Origin of the sequence: Pseudomonas sp. PDM15, from assembly GCF_014851565.1 — a bacterium.
In the GTDB taxonomy this organism is placed as follows: domain Bacteria; phylum Pseudomonadota; class Gammaproteobacteria; order Pseudomonadales; family Pseudomonadaceae; genus Aquipseudomonas.
In genome coordinates, this window is sequence record NZ_JACVAA010000002.1 from 483,374 (window position 1) to 505,854 (window position 22,481).

A 22,481-nucleotide genomic window follows, 5' to 3' on the forward strand; every position below is an offset into this window, starting at 1 on the left:
TAGTCCAGCAATTTTTCTTGTGCGATCAGGCGCTTGCGGCAGGCATGAAAAAGGGAGCCCATGGCTCCCTCCTTCTTCCGCGGTGCGACTCAGCTGGTCAGCCGGGTCAGTGCCTCGCGGTATTTGTCGGCGGTCTTCTGCGCTACTTCGGCCGGTACGGCCGGTGCCGGCGGCTCCTTGTTCCAGCCGGTGGACTCCAGCCAGTCACGCACGAACTGCTTGTCGAAGCTCGGCGGGTTGCTGCCTTCGGCATAGCTGTCGGCCGGCCAGAAGCGGCTGGAGTCCGGGGTCAGCGCCTCGTCCATCAGGGTCAAGGTGCCGTCTTCGTCCAGGCCGAACTCGAACTTGGTGTCAGCGATGATGATGCCTCGGGTGGCCGCGTACTCGACTGCGGCGCTGTACAGGGCGATGGCGGTATCACGCACCTTGGCCGCCAGTTCTGCACCGATGATGGCCTCGCACTGCTCGAAGCTGATGTTCTCGTCGTGGTCGCCAACGGCAGCCTTGGTCGAGGGGGTGAAGATCGGCTGCGGTAGCTTGGCCGCTTCCTTCAGGCCGGCCGGCAGCTGGATGCCGCAGACGGTGCCGCTCTTCTGATATTCCTTCCAGCCCGAACCGACGATATAGCCACGCACGATGGCTTCCACTGCGACCGGCTGGAGGCGCTTGGCGACCACCGCACGGCCTTCCACCAGCGGCAGCTCGGCAGCCGGCACCACGTCCTCAACCCTGTCGCCGGTGAAGTGGTTGGGCACCACGTCCTTGAGCTTGTCGAACCAGAAGTTGGAAATGGCGGTGAGGATCTTGCCCTTCTCCGGGATCGGCTCGTCGAGGATCACGTCGAAGGCCGAAAGGCGATCGGTAGCGACCATCAGCATGCGCTTGGCATCGATCTCGTAGAGGTCGCGGACTTTGCCGGAGTAGATCTTCTTCAGGCTCAGGGTGGTGGGAGTGGTCATGTCGAAGTTTCCGCCTGGTTTAAACGAAACAGGCGAAACCCACCGGGTTTCGCCTATCGATTCGCTGCAGGCCCGGCAGCCGCCGGGCCGGGATCAGCCGAGGTTTTCCTGGATCAGGGTCAGCACACGGCGGGCCACGTCTTCCGGGGCCACGGTGTTGATGTCCTTCTCCACGGTGACCTGCACGTCGCCACCGGCGCTGCTGGTCAGGCGCACCTGATAGCGCTCGGCGCGGGCATCGATCTCTTCCTGGGTCGGCTCGCTGCCGAACAGGCCGCTGATGAAGCCCTTCTCTTCTTCCGGCTTCTTGGCGCCCTCAGCCAGGTTGACGTAGTACACGCCCAGGCTGCGGTTGATGTCGTCGACGCGCACGTCGCCCAGCTCCAGAGCGCGACCGACGCTGGACCAGGCACGGTCGAAGTCGGTGCTGAGGTTCAGTACCGGGTTGCCGGCGCCGTCCTGGGTCAGGTTGATGCGGCTGGGGGCGTCGTAGTTGCGCGCAGCCAGCAGGGATACCGAGCCATGCTCGGCGGTGCTGCTGAGGTCGGCGAGCATGCCGTCGAGCAGCGAGGCCTCGAGGCTGGCGTTGCCGGTACGGGCCGGGAAGGCCACGTCGGCAGTGCTGCCTTCCTCACGCTCGGCGCTGACCACGAACACTTCGCTGGTATTGCGCACCACGCCCGGCTCGATGCGCACACGCACGCGAACCTGGTTGTCGGTATCGGCCATCAGGCTGCCCACGCGACGGCCCATGGACGGCGCCAGGTCCTCAACGCCCTGCCACTCGGTGATAAACTCGCCGGTCTGCGGGCGCTCTTCGGCAATGCGGAAACCGCTGTTCTCGAAGTAGGAGCGAGCCACCGGCCAGACTTCCGCCGGAGCACGCTGGGCCACCAGCCAGCGCGAGTCGCCGCTCTTCTGCAGGCTGAATTCACTGGCCTCGCCGGTCGTGCCGAGGGCTTGCGGGCGCGGCACTTCAAAGCTCTGCGGGGTCTCGGAGCTGGTGGCGACATGCGCTGGCACCGGCAGCAGCGGGTCAATGCGCTTGGCGTCGACGTTCGGCGGCATCTGCATGGGAGCAGTCTGGCGCGCATCCAGATAGTCGGTGGAGCGGTCACGGAAGTAGCCTTCATCGCCCCACAGCCAGCCGCAGCCGCTGGTGGTGGAGATGATCAGGGCAAGGGCAGAGAGTCCAGCCAGTCGCTTCATGCGCAAGTATTCCTCGATTAAGCCAGGACGCCGGACTGGCGCATGGCCTGACGCAGCGGTTCGTGACAGCGCGGGCTGAGCCAGGTCAGCGGCAGACGAATGCCGTCCTGCATCATGCCCATTTCCTGCAGGGCCCATTTCACCGGAATCGGGTTGGATTCGATGAACAGGTTCTTGTGCAGCGGCATCAGGCGCTCGTTGATAGCGCGCGAGGTAGCGGCATCGCCGGCCATCGCGGCGGCGCAGAGCTCGGCCATGGCACGCGGGGCGACGTTGGCGGTCACGGAAATGTTGCCCTTGCCGCCCATGAGCATCAGCTCGACGGCGGTGGCGTCATCGCCGGAATAGACCAGGAAGTCGGAACTGACGCGGTCGAGGATGTCCTGAGCGCGCTGCAGGTCGCCGGTGGCTTCCTTGATACCGATGATGTTGGCGACCTTGGACAGGCGCTCGACGGTCTCCGGCAGCATGTCACAGGCGGTGCGGCCCGGCACGTTGTAGAGAATCTGCGGAATGGCCACGCTCTCGGCGATGTGGCGGAAGTGCTGGTACAAGCCTTCCTGGGTCGGCTTGTTGTAGTAGGGGGTGACCAGCAGGCAGGCATCAGCGCCGACGCTCTTGGCGTTCTGGGTCAACTCGATGGCTTCGCGGGTGCTGTTGGCGCCGGTACCGGCGATCACCGGGATACGACCGGCAACCTGGTCGACCACGCGGCGGATGACTTCGACGTGCTCGTTGACATCCAGAGTGGCGGATTCGCCAGTGGTGCCGACGGCGACTATGGCGTTGGTGCCTTCCTGCAGGTGGAAGTCGACCAGCCTGCTCAGAGCAGCCCAGTCCAGACCACCCTGTGCGTCCATGGGCGTGACCAGTGCCACCATACTGCCCGAAATCATGCAACCGCTCCTGCCGGAAAAAGAGAGCGGTAATGGTACTGGCGCCACCTGTGTTGCACAAGCGAACGGGACCCAGGCCAGCATTCCCCTGAGCGGCGCTTTTCGCTACCCTTCCCTCTTTGTTTGGCGCCTCATCGCGCCAGCCCTCTTCGTTTCAGGAAAGCTGAATGTCCACCCCCCAGGTTCGCGAACAATTCCTTGTCATCAGTGCCCTTGGCGCCAACCCCATGGAGCTGACCAGCGTGCTCTGCCGCGCCACCCAGGAAAACCGCTGCGGCGTGGTCAGCAGCCGCCTCACCCGGCACGGCGAATACAGCTCGCTGACTTTGCAGGTCAGCGGCAGCTGGGACGCCCTGGCCCGCCTGGAAGGCGTTCTGCCGCCCCTGGCCAAGCGTCACAGTTTCAGCGTCAACATGATCCGCAGCGGCGCCCTCGAGGCTCGCCCCAATTCGCTGCCTTATGTGGCCTATGTCAGCTGCGCCTACCGCCCGGACATCCTCAACGAGCTGTGCCAGTTCTTCAGCGACCACCGCGTGGAGCTGGAAAGCATCACCTGCGATACCTACCAGGCCCCGCAGACCGGCGGCACCCTGCTCAACGCCACGCTGACCGTGACGCTGCCACCGGGCACCCAGATCAGTTGGCTGCGCGACCAGTTCCTCGACTTCTCCGACGCCCTCAACCTGGACGCGCTGATCGAACCCTGGCGCCCGCAGAACCCATAAGGAATCCGAGATGGCCGTTTCCCTCGACCAGCCGGTCGCCGATTTCAGCGCCGCCGCCACCAGCGGCCAACAGGTCAGCCTCAGCGCCCTCAAGGGCCAACAGGTAGTGATCTACTTCTACCCCAAGGACAGCACCCCGGGCTGCACCACCGAAGGCCAGGGCTTCCGCGACCAGTATCCGGCTTTCCAGGCTGCCAACACCCTGGTCTTCGGGGTATCGCGTGACGGCTTGAAGTCCCACGAAAACTTCAAGTGCAAGCAGGAATTTCCCTTCGAGCTGATCAGCGACAAGGACGAGACCGTTTGCCAGCTGTTCGACGTGATCAAGCTGAAGAAGCTGTACGGCAAGGAATACCTGGGCATCGACCGCAGCACCTTCCTGATAGACGCCGACGGCGTGCTGCGCCGCGAGTGGCGCGGCGTGAAGGTGCCGGGCCATGTGGATGAAGTACTGGCGGCGGCTCAGGCCCTGCACAAGGGCTGATTACGCCGAAATGAAAAGGGCCGCTGATGCGGCCCTTTTCATCGCGCTCGCTTCAGGCCTTCTTCAGCCAGTAGCGGAACACCCCACCCTCTTCCTCCTCGCGCAGCAGCTCATGGCCGGCCAGCCGGGCGAAGGCGCGAAAGTCGCGCTGCGAGCCGGCGTCGGTGGCGGTCACCTTGAGCACCGCACCGCTGGCCAGGCGATTGAGCTCCAGCTTGGCCTTGAGCAAGGGCAGCGGGCAGCTCAGGCCACTGGCGTCCAGCTCGGCGTCGCAGGCGGGGAAATCGGTCATGCAGTCTCTCCTAGAAGGCCGGCAAGGATACCGCACAACCCTGGCCAGCAGAGCGGCGAGGCGGCTACAGTAAGGCCTTCGTTTGCCAAGAGCCCCGTGCATGACTCTTCTGCGCCCCTCCCTGCTCGCCCTCGCCTGCCTGGTGCTACCCGCCTTCGCCAGCGACCTGCCGTCGCTCGGTGACTCCAGCTCGTCCATCGTCTCGCCGGAGCAGGAACACCGCCTCGGCCGCGCCTGGCTTAGCGTGCTGCGCGGCCAGGTCGACCAGCTCTCCGATCCGCTGCTCAAGGACTACGTGGAGACCAGCGTCTACCGCCTGGCCGAGACCAGCCAGCTGGAGGATCGGCGCCTGGAGTTCGTCCTGCTCAACAGCCCGCAGATCAACGCCTTCGCCGCGCCCGGCGGCATAGTCGGGGTCAACGGCGGCCTGCTGCTGCACGCCCAGACCGAGGCCGAATACGCCTCGGTGATGGCCCACGAACTGGCGCACCTGTCGCAACGCCACTTCGCCCGCGGCATCGAGGCCCAGCAACGCATGCAGGTACCGGTAATGGCCGCCATGCTCGCCGGCATCGTAGCCGCCGCAGCCGGTGCAGGCGATGCCGGCATCGCTACCATCATGGGCGCCCAGGCTGCGGCCATTCAGGAGCAGCGGCGCTTCTCCCGGCAGAACGAACAGGAAGCCGACCGCATCGGCCTGCTCAATCTGGAGAAGGCCGGGTACGACCCACGTGCCATGCCGAGCATGTTCGAGCGCCTGATGCGCCAGTATCGTTACGACTCCAGACCACCGGAATTCCTGCTCACCCACCCGGTGACCGAGTCGCGTATCGCCGACACCCGCAACCGCGCCGAGCAGTATCCGCCCAAGGGGGTCGAAGACAGCCTGCGTTACCAACTGATGCGCGCCCGCACCCAGCTGATGTTCGAGGAGACACCGGGCATCGCCGCCAAACGCTTCCGCTCCATGCTCGACGGCAACCCCAAGCTGGACGCCGCCCGCTACGGCCTGGCCCTGGCGCAGATCAAGGCCGGTCGCTCCGAAGAGGCACGCAAGGACCTCAACGACCTGCTGGCCAAGGCACCCGACGAGCTGATCTACAACCTGGCCATGATCGACCTGGACGAGAACGCCAACCGCCTGGGCGACGCCCGCCAGCGTATCGAGCGCATGCGCAACCTGTACCCGGATAGCTACCCGCTGGAGCAGGCACGCATCGACCTGATGCTCAAGCAGAATCAGACCAAGGAGGCCGAGACCGCCCTTGACCAGCTGCTCAAGCAGCGCGGCAACGACCCGGACGTCTGGTACCAGGTCGCCGAGGTGCGCGGCCTGACGCGCAACATCATCGGCCTGCACCAGGCCCGCGCCGAGTTCTTCGCCCTGGTCGGCGATTACGACCAGGCGCTGGAACAGCTCGATCTGGCCAAGCGCCGCGCCAGCAGCAACTTCCCCCTGGCCTCGCGCATAGACGCCCGCCAGCAGGAGCTGATGGAAGAGAAACGCGCACTGGACAAGATGATGCGCTGAACCCCGCCATAAAAAAGCCCGGCAATCGCCGGGCTTTTTTCTGCGCGCTAAAAACTCAGGCGTTACCCGCCAGCTTCAGTCGAGCAGCCTGGGTGAAATCGAGCATGCGCTTGAGCGGTTTGATCGCCCGCGGAATCAGTGCCGGCTCCACCAGGATTTCGTTGCTGCCCTCGCGCAGGCACTGCAAGGTGCGCTGCAGGGTGTTCATAGCCATCCACGGGCAATGCGCGCAGCTGCGGCAGGCCGCGCCGTTGCCGGCGGTGGGAGCCTCGACGAAGACCTTGTCCGGGCACAGCTGCTGCATCTTGTAGAAGATGCCGCGGTCGGTGGCGACGATGAAGGTCTTGTTCGGCAGGGTCTGCGCGGCCTTGATCAGTTGGCTGGTGGAGCCCACTGCATCGGCCAGCTCAATCACCGCCTCGGGCGACTCGGGATGGACCAGGATGGCCGCCTCCGGATAGAGCGCCTTCATGTCCTCCAGCTGCTTGGCCTTGAATTCCTCGTGGACGATGCAGGCGCCATCCCACAGCAGCATGTCGGCGCCGGTCTCGCGTTGGATGTAGCGCCCCAGATGCTGGTCCGGCGCCCAGAGAATCTTCTCGCCGTTGTCCATCAGGCTCTCGACGATCTCCAGCGCGCAGCTGGAGGTCACCACCCAGTCGGCACGCGCCTTCACCGCCGCCGAGGTGTTGGCGTACACCACCACGGTACGGTCCGGATGCTGGTCGCAGAACGCCGAGAATTCATCCACCGGGCAGCCCAGGTCGAGCGAGCAGGTGGCCTCCAGGGTCGGCATCAGCACGCGCTTTTCCGGGTTGAGGATCTTCGCCGTCTCGCCCATGAACTTGACCCCGGCCACCACCACGGTCTGCGCCGCGTGCTGATTGCCGAAACGGGCCATTTCCAGGGAGTCGGAGACGCAGCCGCCGGTTTCCTCGGCCAGGGCCTGGATCACCGGGTCGCAGTAATAGTGGGCCACCAGCACGGCGTTCTGCTTCTTCAGCTCGGCGGCGATCTCGCTGCGGTAGAAGGCTTCTTCGTCCGGCGTCAGCGGCTTGGGCTGTTTGGCGTCGAGGTGAGCCTGAACCAACAGGCGTTCGGAAATCTGGGTCATGTCATCAGGCTCTGAATATGCTTTCAGTGCAGTCGATTATACCCACCAGGAGTTCTGGCGAGAGCGTTCTGATGGGGAGTATGCGAAGAGGTGACGCGAAGGAGGGAGTGGTGGGTCGTGTAGGATTCGAACCTACGACCAATTGGTTAAAAGCCAACTGCTCTACCGACTGAGCTAACGACCCAACGCGGAGCGCATGATACTGATTTGATTCAGGAAATCAACACTCCACGAAAAATTTTAGGCGTAACGGGTCGGGTCCGCCACTCCAGCCGCGGTAAAACCGGCGGCGCGCAGGCGACAGCTGTCGCACTTGCCACAGGCGCGGCCGTCGTCGTCAGCCTGGTAACAGGACACCGTCAGCCCATAGTCCACGCCATGCTGCAGGCCGATCTGCACGATCTGCGCCTTGCTCAGATTCTGCAGCGGCGCCTGGATGCGGAAGCCACTGCCCTCCACGCCCTCGCGAGTCGCCAGATTGGCCACCCGCTCGAAGGCGGCGATAAACTCGGGGCGGCAATCCGGGTAACCCGAGTAGTCCACTGCGTTGACGCCGATGAAGATGTCATGGGCGCCCAGCACTTCCGCCCAGCCCAAGGCCAGGGAAAGGAACACGGTGTTACGTGCCGGCACGTAGGTGATCGGGATGCCTTCGGTCGGGCCCTCGGGCACGGCGATGGAGCTGTCGGTCAGCGCCGAACCGCCAATGCCGTTGAGGTTGAGACCGATCACCTTGTGCTCGACCACGCCCAGCTGGCGCGCCACGCGCTCGGCGGCCTGCAGCTCCGCGCGGTGGCGCTGGCCATAGTCGAAGCTCACGCTGTAGCAGGCAAACCCGGCAGCCTTGGCCTGGGCGAGAATGGTGGCCGAATCGAGGCCGCCCGAGAGCAGCACCACGGCTTTCTTGTCTGTCATATCAGTGTCCCGGCTCGTCGTTCCAGAGAATCTTGTGCAGCTGCAGCTGGAAGCGCACCGGCAGGTTGTCGGCGATGATCCAGTCGGCCAGGTCGCGTGCGCTCACCTGCTGGTGGCTGGGCGAGAACAGCACTTCGCCGGCACGCTCGTCCAGGCGGTACTCGATCAACTTGCTCACGGCCCAGTCGTAGTCCTCGCGCGAGCAGATGACGAACTTGACCTGATCGTTGCGGGTCAGCTCGGCCATGTTGCTGTAGAGGTTGCGCGAGACCTCCTGGGAGCCAGGCGTCTTCAGATCGACCACCCGACTGACGCGCTTGTCGGTCGGGGCGATATCGATGGCGCCGCTGGTCTCCAGGGATACCTGGTAGCCGGCATCGCACAGACGCTGCAGCAGCGGAACGCAGTTGGGCTGAGCCAGCGGCTCGCCACCGGTCACACAGACATAGCGCGGCTTGTAGCTGGCTACACGCTCGAGGATGGCGTCCAGACTGGTGATCTCGCCTCCACTGAAAGCGTAGGCGGTGTCGCAGTACTGGCAGCGCAGCGGGCAGCCGGTGAGGCGGACGAAAACCGTGGGCAGCCCACTGGTGAGCGTCTCGCCCTGCAACGAGTAGAAAATCTCGGTAATGCGCAGGGTTTCTTGCATATGAGCACCGGGCGTGACGGCTAAACAGGCCATCCGCCTCCGTTGCGAGTGATTCGGGCGGCGATTCTAAACAAAAAAATTTCCGGGAGAAATTTTTAACGTCGCGCAGGCGACGACCCGCAGGGTAGCTGCCAGGGATGGCAGCCATAAAAAACCCGCGACTAGCGCGGGTTTTCTGACCAGCAGGGCTGGCGAATCAGGGCAGGCGTTGCAGGTCGCGCTGAGCCAGCTGGGCCGCCGAAGAGCCGGGGTACTGGGCGATCAGCTGCTGCAGGATGCCCTTGGCGCGGTCGGTGTTACCCATGCGCTGCTCGACATCGGCCAGCTTGAACAGCGAATCCGGCACCTTGGCGTGGGTCGGGTAATTGGCCGCGACCAGAGCGAAGGCCTTGCCGGCTTCCTGCAGGTTTCGATTGGTCAGATTGATCTCGCCCAGCCAGTACTGGGCGTTGCCGGCGTACTGACTCTGTGGGTACTTGCGCAGGAAGGCATTGAAGGCCTGAGCGGCCCTGTCGAAATCCTTGGCCTTGATCAGGTCGAAGGCAGCGTCGTAATACAGCTTTTCCTTCGCCGGGTCGGCCGGCTCGTTGCTGGCCGCCGGAGCCTGCTGGGCAGGAGCGGCGGGGTTGCCGGTGGCGTTGATCGCGCCATCGGCCGGGGGATTCTGTGCGGGCGCTTGCGCACCGGCGGCACCGCCTTGCAGGCGGCTGTCGATGTCCTGATAACGGGCATCGCCTTCTTGCTTGAGACGCTGGATCTCGTTCTGTTGCTCTTCGAGCATGCCACGCAGTTGGGCTATCTCGTCCTGCATCTGCTGCAGCTGCATGAACAGCTGGCCCTGCGCCGTGGCCGGGGCTTGCGCCCCGCCCCCGGCATAGGCGCCACTCGTACCATAACCCACCGGCGGATAGCTGCTACCGGAGCTGCCATCCACCACGGGAACCTCGGCCATGGCCGCGAGCGGCAGGGCGAGCACCAGAGAGGTCAGGATACGAGGGCACTTACGCATGGCGAATTACTTGCGCAGTTCGACGCGGCGGTTCTGAGCCCAGGAGGACTCGTCGCTGCCGGTAGCAACCGGACGCTCTTCACCGTAGGAAACCAGTTCCAGCTGAGCCGGGGAAACGCCCTGCAGTACCAGGTAGCGCTGAACGGCCTTGGAACGACGCTCGCCCAGAGCCATGTTGTACTCGCGGGTACCGCGCTCGTCGGTGTGGCCTTCCAGAACGACGCGAGCGCCGTTGCCTTTCAGGTCCTTGGCGTGTACGTCCAGAGCGCGCATGGCTTCCGGCTTCAGGTCGGAGCTGTCGTACTCGAAGTAGAAGGTGGTGATGGCGCGCAGAGCGGCTTCTTCGCTCAGAGCACCGTCAACGCCGCTGCCGTTGGCGTTGTAGCCAGCGTTCGGGTCAACAGCGCCTTCGCCGGAAGCGTCGCCGCCTTTGGACGAGCAACCAACAGCCACGGCCAGAGCCAGGCTCAGAGCGGCAAATTTGCCAAATTTCAGCATTTCCATGGTGTAGCTCCTAATGATTTCTAGGTGTGTTTACAGCAGAAAGTGTTTTACCGCATCAGTTCAGGAAAGGAGACCAGGACGGTTCCCGGACATCACCTTGAGCGGTGGGAATCGGGAGCCTGACACGCCCGTTGGTGGACACGAGCATCAGCACTCCCCGGCCCTGCTGGCGGGTGGCGTAGATTAGCATGGTGCCATTGGGCGCAACAGTGGGCGAGTCGTCCAGGCTGGTCTCGGAGAGAATGCGCAGGCGGCTGGTCACCAGGTCCTGGGCGGCCACCTTGAAGTTGGTGAAACCGTCCTGGCGATGGATCATCACCAGGGTCTTCTCGTCAGCCGACAGCTTCGGGTTGGCGTTGTAGTTTCCAGTGAAGGTCACACGCTGAGCAGCGCCACCGTGGATGCTCTGCTTGTAGATCTGCGGCTTGCCGGCGCGGTCGCTGGTGAAGTACAGGGTCTGCCCGTCCTTGCCCCAGAACGGCTCGGTCTCGATCGAGCCGGAATTGGTCACGCGCTGGATATTGCGCGAGCCCAGGTCCATCACATAGATCTCCGGGTTGCCGTCCTTGGACAGCACGAAGGCCAGGCGATTGCCATCCGGCGAGAAGGCCGGGGCGCCATTGAGGCCTTCGAAGTTGGTGAGCTGCTCGCGGCGGCCGGTGTCGATGTGCTGCAGGAAGATGCGCGGACGACGCTGCTCGAACGACACATAGGCGATGCGGCGGCCGTCCGGTGCATAACGCGGCGACAGGATCGGCTCACGCGACTGCAGCAGGGTCACGCCACGGGCGCCGTCGTAGTCGGAGCGCTGCAGGGTGTAACGGGTGTTGTTCACGCCGAAACGCTCGGCGGTGACGTAGAGCATCTTGGTGGAGAACGCGCCCTTGATCCCGGTGAGCTTCTCGAAGGCCTGATCGGCGACATGGTGCGCCATGTCGCGCAGCTGGTCCGGAGTACCGCCAACGGTGCCGGCCACCACCTGCTGCTGGGTCGCCACGTTGAACAGGGCGAACTGCACCTGCAGGCGACCGCCGTTCGGCACGATGCTGCCGACCATCACGTACTGGGCACCCAGGGCCTGCCAGTCGCGGTAGATGATCTCGGCCGCCGAGGTCGGCAGGCTGATCATGTTCTGCCGCGGGATCGGCTCGTACATGCCACTGTTGCGCAGGTCGTTGCCGATGACGGTGGACATGTCCTCGGGCAGCACGGTGCCGCCCTGCCAGCCGAAGGGCACCACGGCGATGGGGATGGCACGGTCGCTACCACTGGTTACTACCAATGGGTCCGCTGCCTGCACGCTGCCAACCAGCAACGCCAGACCCAGCAGGGCGATACGAATCAAGGTATTCACAGAGACAAATCCTCCGGTTTGAAAATCATCCGCCGCTGACGGTACATGGCGTTAAAGGTTGCACTATCCAGCTGTTGCATCTCGGGAATACGAACAACGTTCTTGACTGCAGCCACAGCAGAACTGTCGAAAGGCGCGTCGCCACTGGAACGGGTGACAGAAGCATTGACGATAGTGCCATCGGGCAGCATCTGAATCAGAACCTCGACACTCATGCCGTTGCGCGCCGACGGTGGACGCTGCCACTGCTCGCTGACCAGCTTGATGATCAGGTCGTCGAGACTGCCGGCAACCTCATCACCCACTTCGTCCGCCATCGCTCGCTGACGCTCGGTGGTATCACCCAGCAACTCAGCAAGCGCCTGGGCCTTCTTGTCGTCAACGGCCTTGCGCGCAGCTTCCTGGGCTTTTTTCTTCTTAGCAGCCTCGGCAGCCGCCTTTTTCTTCTTGGCGTCTTCGGCAGCTTTCTTCTTCGCCTGCTCGGCGGCCTTCTTACGAGCCTCCTCGGCAGCAGCTTTTTTCTTCTCTTCTTCGGACTTCTTCTTGGCGATATCTGCCTGCTTCTTCTGCTCGGCCTTCTTCGCTTCTTCAGCCTTTTTGGCCTCGGTCTGCTTCTTCGCCTCAGCCTGTTTGGCCGCCTCGACTTTCTTTTGTTCCGCCGCTTCCTGCTTCTGCTGCTCTTCCTTCTTGGTCTCCAGCTGCTCCACTTCGTACTGGCGGGCCTTGGTCTTCTCAGCCTCACCAGCAATCTTCTGAGTGGTCTGAGTAGTGGCAGGACTCTTCGAATTAAGCCGGTACAACGTTGCCTCGACAATAGGTCGAGCCGGCGGCAACTCAGGGGCAAAGTGGAAGCTGACAAACAGCATGGCGAACATCAGGGCGTGCAGAGCCACGGCCCAGACGGTCGGCCAGAAGTAACTTTCCGATGAGGAGCGAACGCTCTGCTGCTGCATCAAGGTGCCTCGGTGATCAGCCCGACGTTGCCAACGCCGGCCTCTTGCAGACCGCCCATCACGGCCATCACCGAGCCATAGTCGACCGCCTTGTCGCCACGCACGAAGACCTGGACCTTCTTACCCTGGCCGGCGTTCTGGCTCATGATCGCGGTCACCGTCTGCACCAGGGCCGGCAACGCGGTAGCGGTTTCGCTGGCCTTGCTCTGGTCCGGATCGACCTCGTCGCCCATGTTCCAGTAGTAGGTCTTGTCGGCCTTGATCGAGATGGTCAGCACGCGGGAGTTATTGTCCTGCGGCAGCACCTCGCTGGAGACCTTGGGCAGGTCGACCTTGACGCCCTGGTTGAGCATCGGCGCGGTCACCATGAAGATCACCAGCAGCACCAGCATCACGTCGATATATGGCACGACGTTCATCTCGGCGACCGGCTTGCGTCTGTTGCGAATTCTGGCCATGGGCTGAGCCTCAGTCCTCGCTGGTGTGCACTTTGCGGTGCAGGATCGCCTGGAACTCGTCGGCAAAGGTGTAGTAACGGCTGATCAGGCGATCGCCTTGCGCCGAGAAGCGGTTGTAGGCGATGACCGCGGGGATCGCAGCGAACAGACCGATAGCCGTAGCAATCAGCGCCTCGGCGATGCCCGGTGCCACGGTGGCCAGGGTGGCCTGCTGCACCTGAGCCAGGCCGCGGAAGGAGTTCATGATGCCCCACACGGTACCGAACAGACCGATATAGGGGCTGGTGGAGCCGACGGTGGCGAGGAACGGCAGGCTGGTTTCCAGCTTCTCTTCCTCACGCGAAATAGCAACGCGCATGGCACGAGCCACGCCGTCCATCACCGCGTCCGGATCGACGCCAGACTGCTGGCGCAGGCGGGAAAACTCCTTGAAGCCGGCGCGGAAGATCTGCTCGACGCCGCAATCCGGGTCCGGATTGCTGCCGGCCTGGCGATACAGCTTGGACAGGTCGATGCCGGACCAGAAGCGTTCCTCGAACACTTCCAGCGACTTCTTCGCCGCTCGCAGCATGGTGCTGCGCTGGAAGATCATGATCCAAGACACCACCGAGGCGGCCACCAGGGTCAGCATGACCAGCTGCACCACGAAACTGGCGTTGCTGATCAGGCTCCACATCGACATATGGTCAACGGCGTTGGCTGTTGCTTCCACGCTACTCTCCTGCTGTGACTTGACCCATGCCGGCGAAGGCTGCGCGCAGCGCTTCGGGAATGGCACGGGGCTTCAAATTGTCGGTGCGCACACAGGCCACCACGAACTGCCCCTCGCAGAGCAGTGCCTCATCCGTTGCCCGCCGTACCTGTTGACGAAAGCGCAGGCTGGCACGGTTTAACTCGATTACCTCGGCAGTGATAAAAAGTTCGTCATCCAGCTTGGCAGGCGCGTGATAGCGCGCCTCGGCGGAATGCACGACGAACAACAGGTTCTCGCCAGCGAGCTGCGACTGGGCAAAACCCAGACTGCGCAGGCACTCGGTACGAGCCCGCTCCATAAACTTGAGGTAATTGACGTAGTAGACGATGCCGCCGGCGTCGGTGTCCTCGTAATACACCCGACACTTGAGGGCAAAAGGCTGGGCCTCGTTTTGCGCGCGCATACTCTAGTGTTTACTCCTGGCGTTGCCAATCCGGGCAAGCCCTTGTTTTGCAACTATTCGTCGCTGCCGGTGAAAAGGTCGGCAGTGGGTGGTTCGGACAGGCGCTTGGGCAGATTGAGCCCGAAATGCAGATAGGCATGTCGGGTCACCACCCTACCCCGTGGGGTACGCATGATATAGCCCTGCTGGATCAGGTACGGCTCGAGCACGTCCTCGATGGTGCCGCGCTCCTCGCCAATGGCGGCAGCCAGATTGTCGATACCGACCGGGCCGCCGTCGAACTTGTCGATCATCGCCAGCAGTAGACGTCGGTCCTGGTGGTCGAAGCCACGCTCATCGACATCCAGCATGTTCAGCGCCTGGTCGGCGATGCCACGACTGATCTGACCACCGGCACGCACCTCGGCGAAGTCGCGCACCCGGCGCAGCAAGCGGTTAGCGATACGCGGCGTTCCACGGGCACGGCGAGCGATCTCGAATGCGCCTTCCGCATCGATATGCAGGCCGAGAATACCGGCCGAGCGGCTAACGATGGTGGCCAGGTCTTGGCTGGAGTAGAACTCCAGGCGCTGGACGATACCGAAGCGATCGCGCAGCGGGTTGGTCAACATGCCGGCGCGAGTGGTAGCGCCGACCAGGGTGAACGGTGGCAGGTCGAGCTTGATCGAACGGGCCGCAGGACCCTCGCCGATCATGATGTCGAGCTGGAAGTCCTCCATGGCCGGATACAGCACTTCCTCGACCACGGGCGAGAGGCGGTGGATCTCGTCGACGAACAGCACGTCGCCGGCTTCCAGATTGGTCAACAGCGCGGCCAGATCGCCCGGGCGCTCCAGCACCGGGCCGGAAGTACTCTTGATCGATACGCCCATCTCCTGGGCGATAATGTTGGCCAGGGTGGTCTTGCCCAGGCCGGGCGGGCCAAAGATCAGCGTATGGTCCAGCGCTTCCTGGCGGTTCTTGGCGGCCTGAATGAACAGCTCCATCTGCTCGCGCACCACTGGCTGGCCGACGTACTCGGCCAGCTTGAGCGGGCGAATGGCGCGGTCCTGCTGCTCGTCGCGGTCGCGACTGCTGGCAGTTATCAGGCGGTCGGCGTCTATCACTTCTTACACCATTCCTTTCAGGGCACGACGGATCAGCTCTTCGCTGGAAAGCCCTTCTTCCTGCACGGCCGCCACGGCCTTGCTGGCCTCCTGCGGCTTGAAGCCGAGGGATATCAGCGCGCTCACGGCGTCGCTCTCGGCGCTTGAGACTGCCACGCCGGCACGAGGTTCCACCACCAGCGGCGCGATGGACGGCATGCTTTCCCAGGCCTTGAAGCGATCCTTGAGCTCCACCAGCAGACGCTCGGCGGTCTTCTTGCCGACACCCGGGATCTTCACCAGGGTCGAAGTGTCCTGAGCCTGTACGCAGCGCACCAGCTCGTCCACCTCCAGGCCGGACATCAGCGCCAAGGCCAGTTTGGGGCCGACACCATTGAGCCGAATCAACTCACGGAACAGCTCTCGCTCGCGCTTCTCGGCGAAGCCGTAGAGCAGATGAGCGTCCTCGCGCACCACCAGGTGGGTATGCAGCGTCACCGGTTGGCCCAGGGCCGGCAGGCGATAGAGGGTGGTCATCGGCACTTCCAGCTCGTAGCCGACACCGTTGACGTCGAGGATCAGGTGCGGCGGCTGCTTCTCCGCCAGGGTGCCCTTCAGGCGTCCGATCACGAATTGGTTTCCTTCTGGTTACAGGCGCAGCCGCCCGCTGCGCCGCTTGGCGCCGAGCAGGCCGTGGGGAATCAGGCTCTGCCGGTGGTGAGCATGGCAGAGGGCGATGGCCAGGGCGTCGGAGGCGTCGATCTGCGGTTTCTGCGTCAGCTTGAGCAGGTGCATCACCATCATCATCACCTGCTGCTTGTCGGCGCCGCCGGTTCCGGCGATGGCCTGCTTGACCTGGCTGGCGGTGTACTCGTTGACGTCCAGCCCCGCCTCGATACTGGCGACTATGGCTGCGCCGCGGGCCTGGCCGAGCTTGAGCGCGGAGTCGGCGTTCTTCGCCATGAACACCTGCTCGATGCCCATGGTCACCGGGCCATGCAGGCGAATCACCTCGCTGACACCGCGAAATACCACCTGCAGGCGCTCGGCGAGTGAGCCATCACCCGTACGGATACAACCGGAGGCGACGTACTCGCAGCCGCGCCCGGTATCGCGCACCACACCGTAGCCGGTGATGCGCGAGCCGGGGTCGATGCCAAGGATCAGGGTCATGCAGCGTTGCGCTCCGCGAGCCGGCCGAGCCGACACACTGTCTATTTATCCAGCCGCGAGTATACGGAGCGGCGCACATATAAAAAAGCCGGAAGCGCGCGAGGCGACTTCCGGCTTTGGCCGATGGATCGGAATCAGTCCAACTGCTCCATGATCTCGTCGGAGATTTCCGCGTTGTGGTAGACGTTCTGCACGTCGTCCAGGTCCTCGAGCATGTCGATCAGCTTGAGCACCTTCTTGGCGGTCTCCAGGTCGGCGATCGGCGCCATGATCGAGGGAATCATCGCCACCTCGGCCTCCTCGCCCTTGAAGCCCGCAGCGGTCAGCGCCTCGTTGACCGCGAGGAAGTCGGCGAAGCTGGTCGACACCATGGCCGAGCCATCTTCACCCATCTCCACGTCGTCGGCGCCGGCCTCGAGGGCCGCCTCCATCAGCGCATCCTCGCTCACGCCTGGGGCGAAGCTGATCTGCCCCTTGCGCTCGAACATGTAGGCCACCGAACCATCGGTGCCCAGGTTGCCACCGCACTTGGTGAAGGCGTGGCGCACTTCGGCGGCGGTGCGATTGCGGTTGTCGGTCATGGCCTCGACGATGATCGCCACGCCACTGGGCGCGTAACCCTCGTAGCTCAGCTCGATCATGTTGTCGGCTTCGGTGTTGCCGGCGCCGCGGGCGATGGCACGGTCAATCACGTCACGCGACATATTGGCCGTAAGAGCTTTATCGACCGCCAGGCGCAGGCGCGGGTTGTCCGCCGGCACGCCACCGCCATGCTTGGCGGCCACGGTCAGCTCACGAATTAGCTTGGTGAAGATCTTGCCGCGCTTGGCGTCCTGGCGACCCTTGCGGTGCTTGATGTTGGCCCATTTGGAATGACCGGCCATAACTCACTCCGTTTCTTTCGGTTTTGTAGTGCCTGAAATGCAAGGAGCCTGGCATGCCAGGCTCCTGTTGCTACCGCTTACTCAGCCTTGGGTTGTTCGCGCAGGCGGATATGCAGCTCGCGCAGCGCCTTGGCATCGACGATGCCCGGGGCCTGGGTCATGACGCAGGCCGCGCTCTGGGTTTTCGGGAAGGCGATCACTTCACGAATCGAGCTGGCGCCAGTCATCAGCATCACCAGGCGATCCAGGCCGAAGGCCAGGCCACCATGGGGCGGAGCACCGAACTTGAGGGCGTCGAGCAGGAAGCCGAACTTCTCCTGCTGCTCGTCTTCGCTGATGCCGAGCACGCGGAACACGGTCTGCTGCATGGCCTTGTCGTGGATACGGATGGAACCGCCACCCAGCTCGGTACCGTTGAGCACCATGTCGTAGGCACGGGACAGCGCGGCAGCCGGGTTGGCCTCCAGCTCTTCCGGGGTGCACTTCGGCGCGGTAAACGGGTGGTGCATGGCGGTCAGGCTGCCGTCGTCGTTTTCCTCGAACATCGGGAAGTCGACGACCCACAGCGGCGCCCACTCGCAGGTGAGCAGGTTGAGGTCGTGGCCGACCTTGATGCGCAGCGCACCAAGAGCATCGCAGACGATCTTGGCCTTGTCGGCGCCGAAGAACACGATGTCGCCATCGACGGCGCCAACGCGGTCGAGGATGACCTTGAGGTTGTCTTCCGGGATGAACTTGACGATCGGCGACTGCAGGCCCTCGACGCCCTTGGCGCGCTCGTTGACCTTGATGTAGGCCAGGCCCTTGGCGCCGTAGTTGCCGACGAACTTGGTGTAGTCGTCGATCTGGCTACGCGGCATGGAAGCAGCACCCGGCACGCGCAGGGCAGCGACGCGGCCCTTCGGATCGTTGGCCGGGCCGGAGAACACCTTGAACTCGACGCCCTGCAGCTGATCGGCGACGTCTACCAGCTCCAGCGGAATACGCAGGTCCGGCTTGTCGGAACCGAAGCGACGCATGGCTTCGGCCAGAGTCATATGCGGCAGCTCGCCGAATTCCAGGCCCAGCACTTCCTTGAACAGGTTGCGGATCATGGTCTCGGTGATGCCCATGATGTCGCTTTCATCGAGGAAGCTGGTCTCGATGTCGATCTGGGTGAATTCCGGCTGACGGTCGGCACGCAGATCTTCGTCGCGGAAGCACTTGGCGATCTGGTAGTAGCGGTCGAAGCCGGCCACCATCAGCAGCTGCTTGAACAGCTGCGGCGACTGCGGCAGAGCGAAGAAGCTGCCGGCGTGGGTGCGGCTTGGCACCAGGTAGTCGCGCGCGCCTTCCGGAGTGGCACGAGTGAGGATCGGGGTTTCGACGTCGAGGAAGCCGTTGTCGTCGAGGTAGCGGCGGATGCTGCTGGTGATGCGCGAACGCAGCTTCAACTTCTCGGCCATTTCCGGACGACGCAGGTCGATGAAGCGATAGCGCAGGCGGGTTTCCTCGCCCACGTCGGTGTATTCGTTGAGCGGGAACGGCGGGGTTTCCGCCTCGTTGAGCACCTGCAGCTCGTAGCCCAGCACCTCGATGGCACCGGACGCCATGTTGGCGTTGCGCGCGCCCTCGGGACGCAGACGCACCTTGCCGGTGATCTTCACCACGTATTCGCTGCGGACGCGGTCGGCTTTGGCGAAGGTCTCGGCACGATCCGGGTCGAATACCACCTGGGCCAGGCCTTCACGGTCGCGGATGTCGAGGAAGATCACACCACCATGGTCGCGACGGCGGTGAACCCAGCCGCAAAGGGTGATTTCCTGGCCGTCCAGGCTCTCGTTCAACTGGCCGCAATAGTGGCTGCGCATCATGGTCGTGGTTCGCTTCTCTAGATCAGTCTTGAATTCGTACCCGGCCGGCCCGGGCATGTTTCCGCCGGATAGCGGCGGACATTTTCTTCAATTCGGAGGGGAAACCGCAGGAAAACGCGATCAAAGGCGCTACAGCGCCGCGATCGATGCGCTTCCGCATCCGGAGACAAGGGGCGCGATTATATAGGGTTAATCGCCCCCTTGCAGCCCACCGCCCGCGGCCTTTCTATACTGAGAGTCCAGCCCAGCGGAGACCGTCCCATGGCCTTAGCCCGCCCCGCCGATGTTCCCAGTGATCTGCTGGAGGAATTTCGCCTCGATACCGCCGATCACCTGCCGCGCTGCGAGCAGCTGTTGATCGAACTGGAACGCCACCCACAGGACGGTACGCGCCTGCGCGAACTGTTTCGCCTGGTGCACACCATTAAGGGCAGTCTCGGCCTGGTGGAGCTGAACCACCTGCTTCCGCTGCCGCAGGCCATGGAGGATGTGCTCGACCGTCTGCGTGAAGGCAGCCTGCAATTCGACAGTCTGCTCGGCGACATCCTGCTGCTCAGTCTGGACCAGCTGCGCAACCTGATCGAGGCCGCCCTGGGCCGGGCTGCGAACCCTGATCCGGGGCAGATCGCCAGCCAGTGCCAGGCCCTCCAGGCCCTGGCCGCCGCTCCCGCGTCGCGGCAGACCGAGATTCGCCACACACTGCTGCAGCACCTGGCACCGGAGACCCGCCTGCAGCCGGTCGAAGTTGGCCACGGGCAGATTCCGCAACTGCTCGCCGACTACAGAATAGAAGTAGACGCCGACCTGCTGTTCTTCATCGAGCTGATGACCACCAGCGAGCACCGCTCGCCATTCTGGCACGGCCGCGGACTGCGCCTGCTCGACCTGGCGCTGGGCATGAACGAGGTTGCCGACCGGCCGGTGGAGCCCGCACAACTGGCTGCGGCGGTATGCCTGCACGACCTCGGCATGGCCTTTCTACCGCTCGACCTGCTGCACAAGGAAAGCGAGCTGAGCCGCGAGGAGCGGCGGCAGATGCAATCCCACCCACGCCAGGCCTGCGAGCTGCTCAAGCGCATGCCGGCCTGGAACACGGCGAGCGAGATCATCCTGCAGCATCAGGAGCATGCCGACGGCAGCGGCTACCCCAAAGGCCTGCGCGAGACGGAAATCCACCCCGGCGCCCTGCTGCTGAACATCGCCGACACCTTCGACGCCCGCACCCACGAGCGCGCCCACCAGACCATGAGCAAGCGCCCGCGCCTGCGCGCCATCCTGGAGATCAACAACCTGTCGGGCATGCAGTTCAGCGGCTACTGGGTCGAAGTATTCAACCGCACCCTGCAACTGCATCCGGAACTAGCACACCGGTAACAGACGGAACCGCCAGCGCGCTCATAGTCTCCAAGCATCGCCTTCATTGACATAGAACGGACGGGCAAACGCGGCCCCTGTGATAGGCTCGGAACCATCACGGGGAACGTCTACCCCGGCCACCTGAGAGGAGTAAAGGTATGGAAATCAATATTGGCATCGCCGAACAGGACCGCGCCGCTATCGCCGAAGGACTGTCGCGCCTGCTGGCGGACACCTACACCCTGTATCTGAAGACCCACAACTTCCACTGGAACGTCACCGGCCCGATGTTCAACACCCTGCACCTGATGTTCGAGGCGCAGTACACCGAACTGGCACTGGCCGTGGACTCCATCGCCGAACGTATCCGCGCCCTCGGCTTCCCGGCGCCCGGCACTTACGCCGCCTATGCCCGCCTGTCCTCGATAAAAGAAGAGGAAGGCGTGCCGAGCGCCGAGGACATGATCAAGCTGCTGGTCCAGGGCCAGGAAGCGGTGGTGCGCACCGCCCGCGGCATCTTCCCGCTGCTGGACAAGGTCAGCGACGAGCCAACCGCAGACCTGCTGACCCAGCGCATGCAGGTGCACGAAAAAACCGCCTGGATGCTGCGCAGCCTGCTGGCCGCCTGATCGCCCATACGCAAAAAAGGCCCGGCTAGACCGGGCCTTTTGCTAGGCGAAGCGCCCACAGCTACTCTATCCTTTGCCTTTCCCCATACCCCAGTGACGCGCATGAGCCAGCAGCCGAAAGCCCCCTCCATTCTCGAGCTTTACCCCGAAGAGACTCGCGAGGCCGCCGATCTGCTCAAGCAGGCCGTGCCACACATGGTGCGTCACGACATTCCGCCGAACCCGGTGCACTACGCACTCTGGTACAGCTACTGCAAAGGCTCCGACCCCGAGCTGAACCGACGGCTGGAAAAGGCCATCAAGGACTTCTCCAGCTTTCCGCCCGAGACGGCGGTCAAGCTGTTCCGCGACTTCATCATCCGCGGTGAACTGGAAGACGCCCGCGCCGGCCAGCATCAGGTCATCGAGCTGGTGGACGATATCGAGGGTGACGTGCAGCGCAGCGTCAGCGGCAGCCAGCACTATCAGGCCAGCCTGTCCCAGGGGCTTGCGGCCCTGCAGGAGCCGATAGTCGACGACCTGCCCAGCGTGCTCAACGAACTGCAACTGAGCACCCAACAGATGCAGGACCAGCAGGAAAAATTCCTCTACCGCCTGCGCTCGGCCCAGGCCGAAATCCAGAACCTGCGCGGCCAACTGGAGCGCGCCCAGGCCGCCGCGACTCTGGACAGCCTGACCCATGTTTTCAATCGCCACGCCTTCACCCGTCTGCTGGAACAGGCCCTAGCCGGAGACATCAAGGGCCTGGCCCTGGTCATGCTGGATATCGACCACTTCAAGCAGTTCAACGACCAGTACGGACATCCTCTGGGTGATCGCGTGCTGCAGCATGTCGGTCAGTTGCTGCGCGAATTGCTGCCGGCACGCGGCGTGGCCGCACGCTATGGCGGCGAAGAGTTCTGCGTGATCCTGCAGGACTGCTTCGACCTTGGCACCGCTGGCGACTTCGCCGAGCAGCTGCGCCTGAAGATCCAGGCCCTGCGCGTCAAGGTGCGCAGCACCGACAAGGTGCTCGACACCATCACCGCCTCATTCGGCTTGGCCTTGGCCGAGATGGGCGACACCTTCGACAGCCTGGTCACCCGGGCAGACGATGCGCTCTACCAGGCCAAACGCAACGGCCGCAACCAGATCCACCCGCCCACCCCGGAAGCAGCTCTAAGCGCTTGATTTGAGCCGACATCCTCTTTGCGGTTAAATACTCGCCGTGCCGCATTGCTGCGGCATAGGCGAAGCGCGTTGCCCATCCACCGGGCTTGCGACTCCGCTCCTCTGATAGCCATTTCGAACAA

General features: G+C 63.7%; 25 protein-coding genes and 1 tRNA gene. 6 read left to right on the forward strand and 20 right to left on the reverse strand.

Translation table 11 applies throughout. The features are described 5' to 3' along the window. Window positions 1-89 precede the first annotated feature (89 nt). The 3 genes from IB232_RS06300 to dapA all read right to left on the reverse strand — a co-directional run bounded on the left by IB232_RS06300 (window position 90) and on the right by dapA (window position 3,064). Entirely contained in the window at window positions 90-959 is an 870-nt protein-coding gene (locus IB232_RS06300) for a phosphoribosylaminoimidazolesuccinocarboxamide synthase (RefSeq protein ID WP_192397676.1), read from the reverse strand. 93 nt (window positions 960-1,052) lie between these two features. Further along, on the reverse strand, window positions 1,053-2,168 hold the full coding sequence (bamC, locus tag IB232_RS06305; protein WP_137971408.1) for an outer membrane protein assembly factor BamC: 1,116 nt from the start codon (window positions 2,166-2,168) through the stop codon (window positions 1,053-1,055). Window positions 2,169-2,185: 17 nt separating this feature from the next. Continuing rightward, window positions 2,186-3,064, reverse strand: a complete 879-nt coding sequence (gene dapA, locus IB232_RS06310) for a 4-hydroxy-tetrahydrodipicolinate synthase (protein ID WP_192397677.1) — start codon at window positions 3,062-3,064, stop codon at window positions 2,186-2,188. Window positions 3,065-3,231: 167 nt separating this feature from the next. Between dapA and IB232_RS06315 the strand changes: the two genes are divergently transcribed. Next, on the forward strand, window positions 3,232-3,789 hold the full coding sequence (locus IB232_RS06315; protein ID WP_192397678.1) for a glycine cleavage system protein R: 558 nt from the start codon (window positions 3,232-3,234) through the stop codon (window positions 3,787-3,789). A gap of 10 nt (window positions 3,790-3,799) precedes the next feature. After that, on the forward strand, window positions 3,800-4,273 hold the full coding sequence (locus tag IB232_RS06320) for a peroxiredoxin (RefSeq protein WP_192397679.1): 474 nt from the start codon (window positions 3,800-3,802) through the stop codon (window positions 4,271-4,273). 52 nt (window positions 4,274-4,325) lie between these two features. On the opposite strand, the gene IB232_RS06325 is transcribed toward IB232_RS06320, so the two are convergent. Then, a complete protein-coding gene (locus tag IB232_RS06325; protein ID WP_192397680.1) occupies window positions 4,326-4,565 on the reverse strand; it encodes a sulfurtransferase TusA family protein in 240 nt (79 codons plus the stop codon). A gap of 100 nt (window positions 4,566-4,665) precedes the next feature. Here IB232_RS06325 and IB232_RS06330 point away from each other — a divergent pair, with 100 nt between their 5' ends. Continuing rightward, window positions 4,666-6,096, forward strand: coding sequence for a M48 family metalloprotease (locus IB232_RS06330; RefSeq protein WP_192397681.1), 1,431 nt, complete (start codon window positions 4,666-4,668; stop codon window positions 6,094-6,096). Between the two features lie 55 nt (window positions 6,097-6,151). Here IB232_RS06330 and nadA read toward each other — a convergent pair whose 3' ends face one another. The 16 genes from nadA to aspS form a co-directional block, all read right to left on the reverse strand. Beyond that, on the reverse strand, window positions 6,152-7,210 hold the full coding sequence (gene nadA / locus IB232_RS06335) for a quinolinate synthase NadA (RefSeq protein ID WP_192397682.1): 1,059 nt from the start codon (window positions 7,208-7,210) through the stop codon (window positions 6,152-6,154). 108 nt (window positions 7,211-7,318) lie between these two features. Further along, window positions 7,319-7,394: transfer RNA gene (locus IB232_RS06340), tRNA-Lys, on the reverse strand. A gap of 56 nt (window positions 7,395-7,450) precedes the next feature. Continuing rightward, window positions 7,451-8,125, reverse strand: coding sequence for a 7-cyano-7-deazaguanine synthase QueC (gene queC, locus IB232_RS06345; protein WP_192397683.1), 675 nt, complete (start codon window positions 8,123-8,125; stop codon window positions 7,451-7,453). Window position 8,126: 1 nt separating this feature from the next. Further along, window positions 8,127-8,774, reverse strand: a complete 648-nt coding sequence (gene queE / locus IB232_RS06350; protein WP_192397684.1) for a 7-carboxy-7-deazaguanine synthase QueE — start codon at window positions 8,772-8,774, stop codon at window positions 8,127-8,129. A 196-nt stretch (window positions 8,775-8,970) separates the two neighbouring features. After that, window positions 8,971-9,783, reverse strand: a complete 813-nt coding sequence (gene ybgF, locus IB232_RS06355; protein ID WP_192397685.1) for a tol-pal system protein YbgF — start codon at window positions 9,781-9,783, stop codon at window positions 8,971-8,973. A 6-nt stretch (window positions 9,784-9,789) separates the two neighbouring features. After that, the gene (gene pal, locus IB232_RS06360; RefSeq protein WP_137971398.1) at window positions 9,790-10,287 is read right to left on the reverse strand and encodes a peptidoglycan-associated lipoprotein Pal; all 498 of its coding nucleotides are present in this window, start codon (window positions 10,285-10,287) and stop codon (window positions 9,790-9,792) included. A 55-nt stretch (window positions 10,288-10,342) separates the two neighbouring features. Beyond that, the gene (gene tolB, locus IB232_RS06365; RefSeq protein WP_192397686.1) at window positions 10,343-11,641 is read right to left on the reverse strand and encodes a Tol-Pal system beta propeller repeat protein TolB; all 1,299 of its coding nucleotides are present in this window, start codon (window positions 11,639-11,641) and stop codon (window positions 10,343-10,345) included. Then, entirely contained in the window at window positions 11,638-12,594 is a 957-nt protein-coding gene (tolA, locus tag IB232_RS06370) for a cell envelope integrity protein TolA (protein WP_192397687.1), read from the reverse strand. The genes tolB and tolA overlap by 4 nt, the downstream gene beginning before the upstream one ends. Next, the gene (gene tolR, locus IB232_RS06375; RefSeq protein ID WP_192397688.1) at window positions 12,594-13,052 is read right to left on the reverse strand and encodes a protein TolR; all 459 of its coding nucleotides are present in this window, start codon (window positions 13,050-13,052) and stop codon (window positions 12,594-12,596) included. Before tolR ends, tolA begins: the two co-directional genes overlap by 1 nt. Window positions 13,053-13,062: 10 nt before the next feature. Then, window positions 13,063-13,734: a protein TolQ gene (gene tolQ / locus IB232_RS06380; RefSeq protein WP_137972217.1), complete on the reverse strand. Its 672-nt coding sequence runs from the start codon at window positions 13,732-13,734 to the stop codon at window positions 13,063-13,065. A 31-nt stretch (window positions 13,735-13,765) separates the two neighbouring features. Then, the gene (gene ybgC / locus IB232_RS06385; protein ID WP_137971394.1) at window positions 13,766-14,209 is read right to left on the reverse strand and encodes a tol-pal system-associated acyl-CoA thioesterase; all 444 of its coding nucleotides are present in this window, start codon (window positions 14,207-14,209) and stop codon (window positions 13,766-13,768) included. A 53-nt stretch (window positions 14,210-14,262) separates the two neighbouring features. Further along, the gene (gene ruvB, locus IB232_RS06390) at window positions 14,263-15,315 is read right to left on the reverse strand and encodes a Holliday junction branch migration DNA helicase RuvB (protein WP_192397689.1); all 1,053 of its coding nucleotides are present in this window, start codon (window positions 15,313-15,315) and stop codon (window positions 14,263-14,265) included. A gap of 3 nt (window positions 15,316-15,318) precedes the next feature. Next, window positions 15,319-15,924 carry a Holliday junction branch migration protein RuvA gene (ruvA, locus tag IB232_RS06395; protein WP_192397690.1) on the reverse strand — a complete coding sequence of 202 codons (606 nt, stop codon included), beginning with the start codon at window positions 15,922-15,924 and terminating at the stop codon, window positions 15,319-15,321. Between the two features lie 18 nt (window positions 15,925-15,942). Next, window positions 15,943-16,467 carry a crossover junction endodeoxyribonuclease RuvC gene (gene ruvC, locus IB232_RS06400; protein WP_192397691.1) on the reverse strand — a complete coding sequence of 175 codons (525 nt, stop codon included), beginning with the start codon at window positions 16,465-16,467 and terminating at the stop codon, window positions 15,943-15,945. Between the two features lie 134 nt (window positions 16,468-16,601). Beyond that, entirely contained in the window at window positions 16,602-17,351 is a 750-nt protein-coding gene (locus IB232_RS06405) for a YebC/PmpR family DNA-binding transcriptional regulator (RefSeq protein ID WP_192397692.1), read from the reverse strand. 77 nt (window positions 17,352-17,428) lie between these two features. Further along, window positions 17,429-19,204, reverse strand: coding sequence for an aspartate--tRNA ligase (aspS, locus tag IB232_RS06410; protein WP_192397693.1), 1,776 nt, complete (start codon window positions 19,202-19,204; stop codon window positions 17,429-17,431). A gap of 261 nt (window positions 19,205-19,465) precedes the next feature. Here aspS and IB232_RS06415 point away from each other — a divergent pair, with 261 nt between their 5' ends. The 3 genes from IB232_RS06415 to IB232_RS06425 all read left to right on the forward strand — a co-directional run bounded on the left by IB232_RS06415 (window position 19,466) and on the right by IB232_RS06425 (window position 22,359). Beyond that, window positions 19,466-20,578 carry an HD-GYP domain-containing protein gene (locus IB232_RS06415; protein WP_192397694.1) on the forward strand — a complete coding sequence of 371 codons (1,113 nt, stop codon included), beginning with the start codon at window positions 19,466-19,468 and terminating at the stop codon, window positions 20,576-20,578. 140 nt (window positions 20,579-20,718) lie between these two features. After that, window positions 20,719-21,189 carry a Dps family protein gene (locus IB232_RS06420; RefSeq protein WP_192397695.1) on the forward strand — a complete coding sequence of 157 codons (471 nt, stop codon included), beginning with the start codon at window positions 20,719-20,721 and terminating at the stop codon, window positions 21,187-21,189. Window positions 21,190-21,291: 102 nt separating this feature from the next. After that, window positions 21,292-22,359: a GGDEF domain-containing protein gene (locus tag IB232_RS06425; RefSeq protein WP_192397696.1), complete on the forward strand. Its 1,068-nt coding sequence runs from the start codon at window positions 21,292-21,294 to the stop codon at window positions 22,357-22,359. Window positions 22,360-22,481 lie beyond the last annotated feature (122 nt).